The sequence below is a fragment of the Silvimonas iriomotensis genome (assembly GCF_014645535.1).
Classification (GTDB): Bacteria; Pseudomonadota; Gammaproteobacteria; order Burkholderiales; family Chitinibacteraceae; genus Silvimonas; species Silvimonas iriomotensis.
In genome coordinates this window covers 536280-549028 of the sequence record NZ_BMLX01000002.1, presented here as the reverse complement: position 1 = coordinate 549028, position 12749 = coordinate 536280, and the positions used below count along the sequence as shown (strand labels likewise).

At 61.0% G+C, this 12749-nt stretch carries 11 protein-coding genes; 6 read left to right on the top strand and 5 right to left on the bottom strand.

The features are described from left to right. Nucleotides 1–25 precede the first annotated feature (25 nt). Nucleotides 26–676 (bottom strand): TetR/AcrR family transcriptional regulator, encoded by a 651-nt coding sequence (locus IEX57_RS09030; protein WP_188703952.1) that lies wholly within the window; start codon nucleotides 674–676, stop codon nucleotides 26–28. 209 nt (nucleotides 677–885) lie between these two features. Here IEX57_RS09030 and IEX57_RS09025 point away from each other — a divergent pair, with 209 nt between their 5' ends. The 3 genes from IEX57_RS09025 to IEX57_RS09015 are packed head-to-tail and all read left to right on the top strand — an operon-like array spanning nucleotide 886 to nucleotide 6832. Further along, on the top strand, nucleotides 886–2091 hold the full coding sequence (locus IEX57_RS09025; protein WP_188703950.1) for an efflux RND transporter periplasmic adaptor subunit: 1206 nt from the start codon (nucleotides 886–888) through the stop codon (nucleotides 2089–2091). Next, nucleotides 2088–5306: an efflux RND transporter permease subunit gene (locus IEX57_RS09020; RefSeq protein ID WP_188703948.1), complete on the top strand. Its 3219-nt coding sequence runs from the start codon at nucleotides 2088–2090 to the stop codon at nucleotides 5304–5306. Before IEX57_RS09025 ends, IEX57_RS09020 begins: the two co-directional genes overlap by 4 nt. Then, nucleotides 5303–6832 carry an efflux transporter outer membrane subunit gene (locus IEX57_RS09015; RefSeq protein WP_229708929.1) on the top strand — a complete coding sequence of 510 codons (1530 nt, stop codon included), beginning with the start codon at nucleotides 5303–5305 and terminating at the stop codon, nucleotides 6830–6832. The genes IEX57_RS09020 and IEX57_RS09015 overlap by 4 nt, the downstream gene beginning before the upstream one ends. 652 nt (nucleotides 6833–7484) lie before the next feature. Here the strand turns inward: IEX57_RS09015 and IEX57_RS09010 are convergent. From IEX57_RS09010 to IEX57_RS09000, 3 genes are all read right to left on the bottom strand, one after another. Next, nucleotides 7485–8075, bottom strand: coding sequence for a DUF2185 domain-containing protein (locus tag IEX57_RS09010; protein ID WP_188703946.1), 591 nt, complete (start codon nucleotides 8073–8075; stop codon nucleotides 7485–7487). A 108-nt stretch (nucleotides 8076–8183) separates the two neighbouring features. After that, the gene (locus tag IEX57_RS09005; protein ID WP_188703944.1) at nucleotides 8184–8360 is read right to left on the bottom strand and encodes a hypothetical protein; all 177 of its coding nucleotides are present in this window, start codon (nucleotides 8358–8360) and stop codon (nucleotides 8184–8186) included. Nucleotides 8361–8544: 184 nt separating this feature from the next. After that, complete coding sequence (locus tag IEX57_RS09000; RefSeq protein WP_188703942.1) at nucleotides 8545–9138, bottom strand: superoxide dismutase; 594 nt, start codon at nucleotides 9136–9138, stop codon at nucleotides 8545–8547. A gap of 356 nt (nucleotides 9139–9494) precedes the next feature. On the opposite strand from IEX57_RS09000, the gene IEX57_RS08995 reads away from it, so the two are divergent. The 3 genes from IEX57_RS08995 (at nucleotide 9495) to IEX57_RS08985 (ending at nucleotide 11617) form a co-directional block, all read left to right on the top strand. Continuing rightward, nucleotides 9495–10421: a CobD/CbiB family protein gene (locus IEX57_RS08995; protein ID WP_188703941.1), complete on the top strand. Its 927-nt coding sequence runs from the start codon at nucleotides 9495–9497 to the stop codon at nucleotides 10419–10421. A gap of 72 nt (nucleotides 10422–10493) precedes the next feature. Continuing rightward, on the top strand, nucleotides 10494–11147 hold the full coding sequence (locus IEX57_RS08990) for a fumarylacetoacetate hydrolase family protein (protein WP_188703940.1): 654 nt from the start codon (nucleotides 10494–10496) through the stop codon (nucleotides 11145–11147). Continuing rightward, nucleotides 11144–11617, top strand: a complete 474-nt coding sequence (locus IEX57_RS08985; RefSeq protein WP_188703939.1) for a GNAT family N-acetyltransferase — start codon at nucleotides 11144–11146, stop codon at nucleotides 11615–11617. The genes IEX57_RS08990 and IEX57_RS08985 overlap by 4 nt, the downstream gene beginning before the upstream one ends. An 11-nt stretch (nucleotides 11618–11628) precedes the next feature. On the opposite strand, the gene tsaD is transcribed toward IEX57_RS08985, so the two are convergent. Then, complete coding sequence (gene tsaD, locus IEX57_RS08980) at nucleotides 11629–12645, bottom strand: tRNA (adenosine(37)-N6)-threonylcarbamoyltransferase complex transferase subunit TsaD (RefSeq protein ID WP_188703938.1); 1017 nt, start codon at nucleotides 12643–12645, stop codon at nucleotides 11629–11631. Nucleotides 12646–12749 lie beyond the last annotated feature (104 nt).

The window sequence follows — 12749 nt, the reverse complement described above, 5'->3', positions numbered from 1 at the left end:
ACTGCTTTGGCATGGTTCGGGGCGATCAGCCGGCCGGGTGGGCCGCTGCGGGCTGGCTCTTGATGATGGCCAGTTCCATGATCGAATCCACAAACAGGCTCAGGATGGTTTCGGCGTCATCCATGCTCATGTCTTTGGGGCTGGAGAGCATGAACAGTTTCACGCCTTCCACCAGGCTCATGAAGCCCATGGCCATGACTTCGGGCGAGGTCGGCGGGGTGGCGCCGGCCAGTTGATAGAAGTGCGCAATGATGGCGCTGACCTGGCCGCGTTTTTCGACCAGCAGCGCCGACAGTTTGGTCTGGAAGCTGGCGTCGCGCGTGGCCAGCATGCGGGCTTCGGTCCAGTTCATGAAGCATTCGTTGTCGCGGTACAGGCCGGTGTACATCTCGCGGATGCGGTGGCGCAGTTCTTCCGGCGGCAAGGGCTGGCTCATCAGGGCCGACATTTCGTCGACGGCTTTCTGGTGATCGGCCCGAAGAAGTTCGATAAACAAATCGTTCTTGCTATCGAAATTTGAATAAAACGCGCCGCGCGTATAACCGGCGGCTTCCGTAATGTCCTCAACGCTGGCGGCGGCAAGCCCTTTGCCGGCAATGAGTTTTTGCGCGGACTGCAGCAGACGCTGGCGTGTCTGGTCGCGGCTTTCTTCTCGGGTGAGGCGTTTACGGGTCATGGGTCGATGTTATCACACGCTCAGAATACGCTGACAGGCGGGGCAGGCCGCTGTGGCAAAGGCCTGCAATGGCACCGGGTAATCCGAGTATTGCAGCCGTCATGAGAAATTCAAGAATTCATTGTTGTATTCAGATACAACTGTGTATTAGGATGCAATGACAAATGAGTAGCTGATGTAGATATCCGACTTCAGGAGTGGCAGTGACCATGAAAGACCCGTTGTCCCACGCCGTCCCCTTGCGCGCATCCACGCTGGCGCTGGCTTTGCTTGTGGCGGGTGCGTTGAGCGCCTGCAAAGAGGCCGAACCGCCGCCGGCGCCCCTGGCGGTGGTGGTGGCTGGTGCGGTTCATGCGCAGACCGCGCCTGATAGCGACAGTGCGCTGCATTACCCGGTTGAGGTCGCGGCCCGTTACAGCAACGTGATGTCGTTCCGGATTGATGGCCAGATCGTCAGCCGCGCCGTGCGGCTGGGCGATGCGGTAAAGCAGGGCCAGATTGTGGCGCGGCAAGACCCGACCGATGCCCAGAAACAAGTGGCCAGCGCGCAGGCGCAACTGGAAGGCGCAGAACACAAGCTGGTGTTTGCCAAACAGCAACTGGACCGCGACCACGCCCAGGCCAGACGCAACCTGATCGCCACCAACCAGCTGGAACAAACCCAGGACAACTTCACTGCCGCGCAAGCCGCGCGTGATCAAGCCGCCGCGCAATTGAAGCTGGCGCAAAACAATCTGCAATACACGTCGCTGGCGGCGGATCACGATGGCGTGATCACTAGCGAAAACGCCCAGACGGGCGAGGTGGTCAAAGCCGGTCAGGCGGTGTACGGCCTGGCCTGGAATGGTGATACCGATATCAATCTGGATGCTGCCGAACGTGATCTGGGCAAGATGGCCGTCGGCCAGGCGGCCTCGGTTACCTTTGCCGCCTTGCCGGACAAACACTACGACGCCAAAGTGCGCGAGATCTCGCCCGCGGCGGACCCGCAAAGCCGCACTTACCGCGTGAAACTGACCTTGCTGCACCCCGGCCCGGAAGTGCGTCTGGGCATGACCGGTGATGCCATGCTGCAACCGGCGGGCAGCAAGAGTTCTGCGGTGGCACATATTCCGGATGCCACTTTCCGCGTGCCGGCCACGGCGATTTTCCACCAGGGCAAAGATCCGGCCGTATGGGTGGTCAAACCTGGCAATACGTTGGAATTGCGCCCGGTCAGCGTGGCCGATTACGGCGAGCGCACTGCCACCGTATCGGCCGGCCTGCGCGACGGTGAACAGATTGTGCTGGCCGGTGTACACACCGTGTTTGCCGGCGAGAAAGTCAAACCGGTCAAGCCCTTGTTTGAGGGCGAGGGCGACAACAGCCAGGCCAGCCAGCCCGCCCGGGCGGTGACGGCGGAGGCTGCGCAATGAGTGAGCAGCAACCGGACCCGCATGCGCCGCAACCGCCCGCGCCTGTAGAGCCCCCGCATGATGAGCACGCCAATCTTCAGGATGAGCCGCCCATCACGCCGGCCGAAGCCAGCCACCGTTTCAATCTGTCTGCCTGGACACTTCATCACCAGCCGCTGGTGATTTTTTTGCTGGCGCTGATCACGCTGTTTGGCGTGCTCAGCTACGGCAAGCTGGCGCAGTCAGAAGACCCGCCGTTTACCTTCAAGGTCATGGTCATCCAGACCAACTGGCCGGGCGCCACCGCACGCCAGATGCAAGAAGAAGTCACCGACCGCATCGTGCGCAAGCTGCAAGAAACCCCCAATGTGGATTTCATGAGCAGCTATTCGCGCCCGGGCGTGTCCATGGTCTTCTTCAACATCAAAGACTCGGCCCCCGCCAAAGACGTGCCTGATACCTGGTATCAGGTGCGCAAAAAGGTGGGCGATATCGGCTACACCTTGCCGCCTGGCGTGCAGGGGCCGTTTTTCAATGACGAGTTTGGCGACGTCTACACCAATATCTACGCACTGCAAGGCGATGGCTTCAGCTTTGCCCAGATGCACGACTACGCCGAACGCCTGCGCTCCGAGTTGCTGCGCGTGCCCGGCGTGGCCAAGGTCGATTTCATCGCCGACCAGGAACAGCGCATTTACGTCGAGATTTCCAACACGCAGATGGCCAAGCTGGGCCTGACGCCGCAGCAGATTGCCGACGCCGTCAACGCACAGAACGCCGTGGCCGCCGCCGGGACATTCTTCACCGCCGACGATCGCGTCTTCGTGCGTCCCAGCGGGCAGTACAAGGATGTCGAAACCCTGGCCGATACGTTGATCCGCGTGAACAACCGCACCATCCGGCTGGGGGATATCGCCACCATCAAGCGCGGCTATACCGACCCGCCATCGCAGTACATGCGCTTTAACCAGCAAAACGTGCTGGGCATTGGCGTGACCATGCAATCAACCGGCGACGTGATCGCGCTGGGCAAGGCGCTGGATGGCGAAATGAGCCACCTGCAGGCGCAATTGCCGGCCGGCCTCAAGCTGGTGGAAGTCTCCAGCATGCCGCACGCGGTATCGCACTCGATTGATGACTTTGTCGAAGCGGTGGCCGAGGCGATCGGCATTGTGCTGGTGGTCAGCCTGATCAGCCTGGGCCTGCGCACCGGCATGGTGGTGGTGATCTCCATCCCGCTGGTGCTGGCGGCCACTGCGCTGGGCATGCATCTGTTCGGCATCGGCCTGCACAAGGTCTCGCTGGGCACACTGATTCTGGCGCTGGGTTTGCTGGTGGACGACGCCATCATTGCGGTCGAAATGATGGCGGTGAAGCTGGAACAAGGTTACGACCGCCTGCGCGCCGCCGCCTTTGCCTACAGCAGCACGGCGTTTCCGATGCTGACCGGCACGCTGGTGACGGTATCCGGTTTCTTGCCGATTGCGCTGGCGGAATCGGCCACCGGCGAATACACGCGCTCGATCTTTGAGGTCTCCGCCATTGCGCTGATTCTGTCGTGGCTGGCCGCGGTGATTGTCATTCCGCTGCTGGGTTACCGCATCCTCTCGGAACACCCCACGCGCCGCGCTTTCGGTCATCATGAAGACGGCCCCAACGCCGAGCATCATGATATCTACGACACGCGCTTTTACCGCCGGCTGCGCCATGTGATTGGCTGGTGCGTAAAGCAGCGGATCATCGTGCTGTTGATCACGCTGGTGATGTTCATCATCGCCATGGCCGCGTTTACCCAGGTGCCGCAGCAGTTCTTCCCCAGTTCAGACCGCACCGAATTGCTGGTTGATCTGCGCCTGCCGGAAGGGGCGTCGTTTGCCGCATCCCTGCGTGAGGCGCAACGGCTGGAGTCCATCATTGCCAAGCGGCCGGAGATTGACCATTACGTCGATTTTGTCGGGGCCGGTGCACCGCGCTTTTATCTGCCACTGGATCAACAACTTGATTCGCCCAATTTCTCGCAATTTGTCATCACGGCCAAAACCATTGCAGACCGCGAAAAGCTGGCGCATGACCTGACCGACATCCTGCATAACCAGTTTGCCGCTGTGCGGACGCGGATCAGCCGGCTGGAAAACGGCCCGCCGATTGGTTACCCGGTGCAGTTCCGCGTCACCGGGCCGGAAATCGGTACCGTGCGCCAGTATGCAGAGAAAGTCGCGCAGATCATGCGGGCCAATCCGGACACCACCAACGTCCAGTTTGACTGGGACGAACCCGGCGAGCGCTCGGTGCATTTTGAAGTCGACCAGACCAAGGCGCGCGCGCTCAATGTGTCGTCGCAAGACATTGCCAATTATCTGCAGATGTCGCTCTCGGGTTACACCGTCACGCAGTTCCGCGAGCGCGACAAGCTGATCGCGGTGGATCTGCGCGCACCAGAGCGCGACCGCATTGATCCATCCCGCATCGAACGCCTGGCCATGCCGACGCAAGACGGCACCGCCGTACCGCTGGCTGCGCTGGGGCATTTCAGCTACGGCGTGGAATACGGCGTGGTGTGGGAGCGCGACCGGCAGCCCAATATCACCGTGCAATCAGACGTACAGCACGGCGCGCAGGGCATTGATGTCACCAATGCCATTGATCCCAAACTCGACAGCCTGCGCCAGCAATTGCCGATTGGTTATCGCATCGAGATCGGTGGCGCGGTAGAAGAAAACGGCAAGGCGCAAGGTTCCATCAACGTGCAGATGCCCATTCTGGTGATCGCCGTGCTGGTGCTGCTGATGGTGCAACTGCAAAGCTTCAGCCGCGTGCTGATGGTGGTGCTGACCGCGCCGCTGGGCCTGATCGGCGTGGTGATTGCGCTGCTGCTGTTCCACATGCCATTTGGCTTTGTGGCGATGCTGGGCACCATTGCCATGTTCGGCATCATCATGCGCAACTCGGTGATTCTGGTGGACCAGATCGAGCAAGACATCAAAAGTGGTCACCCGCGCTTTGACGCCATCATCGGCGCCACGGTGCGGCGATTCCGCCCGATTACGCTGACCGCTGCCGCCGCCGTGCTGGCGCTGATTCCGCTCTTGCGGTCCAACTTCTTCGGCCCCATGGCCACGGCGCTGATGGGCGGCATTACCGTCGCCACGGTGCTGACCCTGTTCTATCTGCCGGCGTTGTACGCCTTGTGGTTCCGTGTGAAACGCACGGAAACGGCAGAGAAGGACGCATCATGATCCGTGCTACTTCATTCATGACTTCCACTTTCAAGCCGCTGGCGTTGACCAGCCTGACCCTGGCACTGACTGCGTGTGGCGCATTCGGCCCGGAGCGTAATCCGCCCGCCATGCCGCAACCGGCGCATTACGCCATTGCCTCGCAACCTGCTGCGTTTGACGCCGATGGCGCCGCGCAGACGCTGGATGTGGGCGCAGCGCCCGTGCCGCAATGGTGGACGGTTTACAACAGCCCGGAACTCAACGCACTGGTGGAAGAGGGGCTGAACAACAGCCCGTCGCTCAAATCTGCCCAGCGGACCCTGCAAGCCGCACGCGATGGCTTGCGCTCGCAGATTGGCGAGTCGTTGTTCCCCAGCGTGGATGCCGGTTTCGCGCCGCAGCGTGAGCGCGGGCTGGGTTTGCCCGGGCTGAGCCAGGAGACTTTCCTCTATAACGTGTTCGAAGCGCAGATCCAGGCCAGCTATACGTTCGATTTCTTTGGCGCCTCCGTGCTGGCAGACCGCGCGCTGGCAGAACAGGTAGACCAGCAGGCTTTCCAGTTTGCCGCCACCCGGCGCGGGCTGGCGACCAATATCGTGGTGGCCACGATCAATGTCTCGGCGTTGCAGGAGCAACTGAACAATACGGCGCAGATGGTGGCGCTGGGCGAAGAGCGCGCGCAGCAGATGAAAGACCGCTACGAGCTGGGCAGCGCCTCACACGATGACGCACTCACTGCCGAGCAAGATGCCGCCAACCTGGCCGCGACGCTGCCGTCCCTGCGCGCCCAACTGCTGGCAGCGCGCCACGCCCAGGCCGTGCTGCTGGGACGCGCGCCAGACCAGGCGCCCCCGGTGTTGCCATTGTCCAGCTTCAACTTGCCGCATAACGTGCCGGTCGCCATTCCCAGTGATCTGATCCACCAGCGCCCGGATATCCTGGCCGCTGAAGCTGCGGTACGCGCCACGGCGGATGAAGCCGGCGCAGCCACGGCGTCGATGTTCCCGACACTGACGCTGTCAGCCAACTATGGCCGGGGCGGTTTTGACTGGACCACGTTTACCTCGCCCGCCGGTTTGATCTGGGGCATTGGTGCGCGGCTGACGCAGCCGATCTTCCACGGCGGCGCGCTGGTGGCCCGCAAGCATCAATACGAGAACCTGCACGAAGCAGCGGTTGCCGAGTATCAGCAGACCGTGCTGTCAGCGTTCCAGAGTGTGGCCAACAGCCTTGTTTCGCTGGAAGAGGACGCCAATACCCTCAAACAAACCTTGCGTGCAGAAGACGCCGCGGCCGGTATGGCTGGCGATACCCAGGCGCGTTACCGCCTTGGCGCGACGCCGTACTACGCCACGCTGACGGCTAGCCAGCAGATGTACCAGGCGCGGAACCAGTCTGTGCGGGCGCGGGCTTCGCGATTGAATGACACGGCGGCATTGTTTGATGCCATGGGGGATCCGCCGGTGAAGATGGAACCGCATGGGTTGTTTGGCATACGGATGCCGGAGCCGTATGGGGCGTCTGAGGTGGCTGGAGGGAAGTGAGGGTTTTGTGGTTTTGGGGTGGATTTGGGGTGTTGGCGGTGATCTGCCTTGGCTGTGGCTTAAAACCTTGAAATGCTGTTGTTAGCGCCTGGCGGCGCGGTGGTTTTGATACCGGGGGTGCCCGGAGCACGGTACTTTTCTTTGGCTCGCCAAAGAAAAGTACCCAAAAGAAAGGCGACCCCGGCGACTGCGCTCGCTGCGCGAATTCCCTGCGCTTCTCGCAAGGCGCGGCTGGCTCGCGAGTTCGGCCTTTGGCCTACCGCTTCGCCTTGATCGCCGCGCCTTGCTGCGATGCTCGGCGCAGTCAAGGGGACTCAACGTCAAAGGCAACAGCAACTGCAACTGCAACGGCAACTTCAACCGCAACTTCAACCGCAACTTCAACCGCAACTGCGGCGGCCTGTTCAGCGCTCACAACGCAAGCGTGATCCTGCTGGCCACGACCAACCCAGCCCGCGCCCCACAGACTCGTCATTCCGGCCTTGAGCCGGAATCCAGTTGCGACGTATGCGCATCGTTGAGGCTGAATCCGCAATCGCGGTGGTAATCCACCAAAGGCAGCCCGCAGGGCTGCTGGCTGGATTCCCGTCCACGCTGTTGTGACGAAGTGGTCGCCAAGGGTTTGCCAGCCAGACTAAGGCAGGCGCGGCCCTTATGGCGCGACAAACATCCGTGTTTCGCCCACTCGCACAAACTCGGACCCCGCTGGCGAATCCAGCAGGTTCACGATCGAGTCATCCACATTCAGCAATGCCCCCAGCGTGACATAAGAGACATTCGCCGGGCTGTTCATGTATTCCTCGGACTCGTCGCCGGCTGTCATGCACCAGCCGCTGTCTTCCTTGGTGTCGGCTTCTTCCCGGTACAAAAAGCCCACCGGGCGGCCTTGTTTCATGATCTGGTTAGAGACAAGGCAATACGTCTGGTATTTCGCCAGCGGGTTGGGGGTGGTGTCGTTTTCGATACGCAGGATATGACCATGCGCGAAGGCGACTGAATCGCCCGTGTTGATGCCAGCCTCAACCACGGGGCTGTCGAACGTGCCGCCAAACTGGCCTGCGCCGGACACCAGTTTGATGGTCACGGCAGCGGGCAAGGGTTGTGTGCCGCCGGCGACTTTGACACCCAGTTGCACGCGCTGGCCGGGGACGAGCGCTTGCAGCGCGGGTTCGGACGGCGCGTTGAAGGTGTAGGGGAATTGCGTGGCGACGGCAGCAGCACCATCCAGAGACCAGTTAGCCATGGCGGATCATCCGTTGTTCAGTGAATGGGCTGGATGATACGGTGCCGCGCGGCCAGACAAAAGCCCGGGCTGCATGGCAGGGCCGGGCTTTGGGGGATCGGGGCCGGGTTATTGGGGCGGATCGCGAAAGCGCGTGTTGCGTACCGCGCCGACAATGCCAAGGCCAATGGCAATGATCAGGCCGGCCAGCAGCCAGTGATCCGGCACGTGCGCCAGGTGGGCGGCATAGGCCAGGCCGGCAATGGCGATCACCACGCCGATCAGATACAGCGCAAAAGAAGACATGCGGCCTCCGGTTTCGGGCTTCGGTGGCCTTATCGTGCCTCTGTGCAACAGCTTGCGCCGTCGGTGAGGGCAGGGGCTTTTTGTGGGATATGGCTGACGGGCAAGCCAATAAACAATAAAAAACCCCGCGGCAAGGCCAGCGGGGTTTTTGTCTGCTGCCGCACAGGGGCGGCAATCAGCGCAATCAGGCAGCAAAGCGCTGGGACACGACGTCCCAGTTCACCAGCTTCCAGAAACCACCCAGGTAGTTCGGGCGGCTGTTGCGGTAGTCGATGTAGTAAGCGTGTTCCCAGACGTCACAGGTCAGCAGCGCCACGTCAGCAGTGGTCAGCGGGGTAGCGGCGTTGGAGGTGTTCACCAGGTCAACGGAACCGTCGGCCTTCTTCACCAGCCAGGTCCAGCCGGAACCGAAGTTGCCAGCGGCCGAAGCGTTGAAGGCTTCCTTGAACTTGTCAAAAGAACCCCACTTGGCGTCGATGGCGGCAGCCAGGGCGCCGGTCGGTGCGCGGTCTTCGCCGGCAGCGTTCGGGGTGAAGCCCAGCCAGAAGAAGGTGTGGTTCCAGATTTGCGCAGCGTTGTTGAACAGACCGCCGGCCGGAGCCTTCTTGACGGTTTCTTCCAGGCTGGCGTTTTCGAACTCGGTACCCTTGATCAGGTTGTTCAGGTTCGTGACGTACGTCTGATGATGCTTGCCGTAGTGGTATTCCAGGGTTTCTTTGGACATGTACGGGGCAAGAGCGTCGAGTGCGTACGGCAGTTCAGGCAGTTGATGCGCCATGGGATTCTCCTCGGTTTGGCTGGGAATGCGGACCCGGTTCTCATGCCGTTGCGGCAGCCGGTATCCACACCGTTAAAACTTGGACAACGTGATCTGTGGAAACGCGATCTTATAACAAGTTGGGTGACAGCCAGATGTTTTCAAGTATCCGTATGCTGTTTGCAAGCTGACACGGCCGCCACGTTTGGGCGTCATGGGCGGGTGTGGTATCTTTGCGGGCCGAAGTACCGTGTGTTGCACGTACTGTCTATCCTGTCATCATACGAAAAATCCGGAGCGATACCGTGCGTGACGGGCTGATCCACCGGTCGGCCCCTGTCTGACAGTGTATGTTCCGCTGGATGGAATAGGTTCTTATGACTTTTCTGGCATTGATTCTTGCGCTGGCACTGGAGCAGTTGCGCCCCATCAGCAGCCGCAACCCTGCGTACCTGGCCTTTATCCGCATGGCCAACAATCTGGAACGCAGCCTGGATGCAGGCGAGTTCCGCAATGGCGTGTACGGCTGGCTGCTGGCAATGATCCCGCCGCTGGCCGTGTCCTTGATCGTGTATTTCGTGCTGGCACACCATAGCCAGCCGCTGGCCGTGGCCTGGACCGTGGCCGTGCTGTATTTCACCATGGGCTTTCGCCAGTTCAGCCACGCGTTCTCGGGTATTTCCCGCGCGCTGCAAGCCGGCGAGACCGATGTCGCCCGCTTGTTGCTGGCCGACTGGACCGGGCAGCACACCTCTGAAATGAGCGAAGACGAAATCTCGCGCGTGGCCATTGAACAAGGCCTTGTGGATTCGTTCCGCTACGTGTTCGGCACGGTGTTCTGGTTTGTGGTGCTGTGCTGGTTTGCCGGCCCGGCCGGGGCGGTGCTGTACCGTACCTCCAGCCTGCTGGCGCAAAAGTGGGGCGCGTTTGATAACCCCAATGCCTTTGGCCGTTTTGCCCGCTGGGTGCAAGACCTGCTCGATTACATTCCGGTGCGCCTGACCGCCGTGAGCTTCGCCATCATGGGTGACTTCCAGGACGCCGTGGATTGCTGGAGTGCGCAGGCCCGTACCTGGGCTGATTACACCAGCGGTATTTTGCTGGCGGCGGGCGCGGGTGCCATCGGCATCAAGCTTGGTGACGTGCTGCACCAGGATCATACCGTCAAGTTCCGTCCGGAACTGGGCCTTGGCGATGCAGCCAACCCGGATTACCTTGCCAGCGCGGTGGGGTTGATCTGGCGTTCGGTGTTGCTGTGGCTGGCGTTGATCTTGCTGATATCCGTCGCTCACTGGGTCAGTTGAACCCCGTTCGCATTCGTTTGTCATCCAGACCTGACAATGTCTCGTTAGTCTGAACTGAGTGTGGAGCTAACCTTGCCGCAAATCCGGATCGCAGATCAAACCCTGAATGTGGCCAACATTTTCTGTGTTGGCCGCAATTTTGCCGCGCACGCAGCGGAAATGGGCTCGACCATTGGTGAAGAACCAATGGTGTTCATCAAGCCCACCTCGGCCATCCTGCCGGCCGGCGAGGCGATTCCGTTGCCCGCCTGGTCAAAAGAAATCCATCACGAAACCGAACTGGTGGTGGCGATTGGCAAAGGCGGCCGCAATATCGACCCCCAAGACGCCATGAGCCATGTCGCCGGCTACGCGCTGGGGCTGGATCTGACCGCGCGTGATGTCCAGGCCGAGGCCAAGAAAAAGGGCCAGCCGTGGACGCTCTCCAAAGGCTATTACGGCGCTGCCGTGCTGACGGATTTTGTGCCAGCCAGTGCCATTGCTGATCCCGCCCGGACTACCTTTACCCTGCATATTGATGGCGAACTGCGCCAGGAAGCCGACACGCGCCAGATGGTGTTTACGGTGCCCACGCTGATTGCGTGGATTTCCTCGCGCTTTGGTTTGACCGAGGGCGATCTGATCTACACCGGTACGCCAGAAGGTGTCGGCCCGATTCACGCCGGCCAGACCCTGCAACTGACCCTGCCGGGGGTCATTGATCAACGCTTTGTGGTGGCCAAATGAAGCTGCTGCGGACCGGGGTGGATGATCTGCCTGCACTGCAAGCGTGTTTCTTTGCCTCCGTGTCCGTGTTGACCGCCAAAGACTACACGCCAGAGCAGCGCCGCGCCTGGGTAAGCCGGGGGCTGGATCACGCAGAGACCTGGCGCAGCAAACTGGGTAGCCAGTTTGGCTGGAAAGCAATCGAGAACGAAACCGTGCAGGGGTTCATCCTGCTGGTGCCGCAAGACAATCTGATCGACTGGTTGTATGTCTCGCCCGCGGCGGCCAACAGCGGCGTCGCCACCCATCTGCTGTGGGAGTTGGAGCGTACCGCCCGCACGCTGGGCATGCCGCATCTGGAAACGCACGCCAGCATCACCGCGCAGCCCTTTTTTGAGCGGCGCGGTTATGCACTTGTGGAAAAAGAAGAAGTGGATACCGGCAGTTGCGTGTTGCCCAGAGCCTTGATGCGCAAGAGCCTCCAGGCGTAACCGCAAGCGGCTCAGCCGACGGCCGGCAAGCTGGACAGATCCCAGCGCGGACGGCAGTTATAGCTGTAATCGGGCTCGGCAAACTTCAGCCGCATGGCCCCGGCAAACGCAATCATCGCGCCATTGTCGGTACACAGGGCCAAGGGCGGGTAGAACACCTCAAACTTGCGGCGTCTGGCCGCTTCATCCAGCGCGTTGCGCAACTGCTTGTTGGCACCTACGCCGCCGGCAATCACCAGCCGCTTCATCCCGGTTTCTTTCAGCGCAGCCAGACATTTCTTCAGCAGCACTTCCACAATGGCTTCCTGGAAAGCGGCACAGATATCGGCCACGGTTTTTTCATCCAGTTCAGCTTGTTGTTTCACCAGGTTAAGCACGGCGGTTTTCAGGCCGGAGAAGCTGAAATCCAGATCGCCTGAATGCAGCATCGGGCGCGGCAGCTTGAAGCGGGTGGCATCGCCCTGATCGGCCAGTCTGGACAGCGCCGGGCCGCCCGGATAACCCAGACCCAGCAACTTGGCGGACTTATCAAACGCTTCGCCGGCGGCATCGTCCACCGTCTCGCCCAGCAATTCGTACTGGCCAATCCCGCGGACCGCCATCAGTTGCGTATGGCCGCCAGACACCAGCAAAGCCACAAACGGAAACCCGGGGCGCGGATCGGCCAGCAGGGGAGAGAGCAAATGGCCTTCCAGGTGATGCACATCGACCACCGGCTTTTGCAGCGCAAACCCCAGTGCATTGGCGACGCTGGCGCCTACCAGCAAGGCACCGGCAAGACCAGGACCTGCGGTGTAGGCAATCGCGTCAATATCAGCAAGGCTCAGCCCTGCCTCGGCCATGCACGATTCAGTCAGTGGCAGCACCCGGCGAATGTGATCGCGTGAGGCCAGTTCAGGCACCACGCCGCCGTATTCGGTATGCATGGCAATTTGCGAATGGATGCGATGCGCACGCAAACCGCGCTCCGTATCATAGAGCGCAACCCCGGTTTCATCGCACGAAGATTCAATACCCAGCACCAGCATGACTTGGACTTTTTCCTAACATCTTGTATCAAGGGCGTTATCGTACCCGTTCACGCCACACCCGCAAAGCACAGGGTTTTGACATTTGCTTTTCAGTGGTGGAT

What these genes read in the sequence shown, in the direction of transcription:
- IEX57_RS09030 (WP_188703952.1), bottom strand. Translation starts at nt 676, where the DNA reads ATGACCCGTAAACGCCTCACCCGAGAAGAAAGCCGCGACCAGACACGC.
- IEX57_RS09025 (WP_188703950.1), top strand. Translation starts at nt 886, where the DNA reads ATGAAAGACCCGTTGTCCCACGCCGTCCCCTTGCGCGCATCCACGCTG.
- IEX57_RS09020 (WP_188703948.1), top strand. Translation starts at nt 2,088, where the DNA reads ATGAGTGAGCAGCAACCGGACCCGCATGCGCCGCAACCGCCCGCGCCT.
- IEX57_RS09015 (WP_229708929.1), top strand. Translation starts at nt 5,303, where the DNA reads ATGATCCGTGCTACTTCATTCATGACTTCCACTTTCAAGCCGCTGGCG.
- IEX57_RS09010 (WP_188703946.1), bottom strand. Translation starts at nt 8,075, where the DNA reads ATGGCTAACTGGTCTCTGGATGGTGCTGCTGCCGTCGCCACGCAATTC.
- IEX57_RS09005 (WP_188703944.1), bottom strand. Translation starts at nt 8,360, where the DNA reads ATGTCTTCTTTTGCGCTGTATCTGATCGGCGTGGTGATCGCCATTGCC.
- IEX57_RS09000 (WP_188703942.1), bottom strand. Translation starts at nt 9,138, where the DNA reads ATGGCGCATCAACTGCCTGAACTGCCGTACGCACTCGACGCTCTTGCC.
- IEX57_RS08995 (WP_188703941.1), top strand. Translation starts at nt 9,495, where the DNA reads ATGACTTTTCTGGCATTGATTCTTGCGCTGGCACTGGAGCAGTTGCGC.
- IEX57_RS08985 (WP_188703939.1), top strand. Translation starts at nt 11,144, where the DNA reads ATGAAGCTGCTGCGGACCGGGGTGGATGATCTGCCTGCACTGCAAGCG.
- tsaD (WP_188703938.1), bottom strand. Translation starts at nt 12,645, where the DNA reads ATGCTGGTGCTGGGTATTGAATCTTCGTGCGATGAAACCGGGGTTGCG.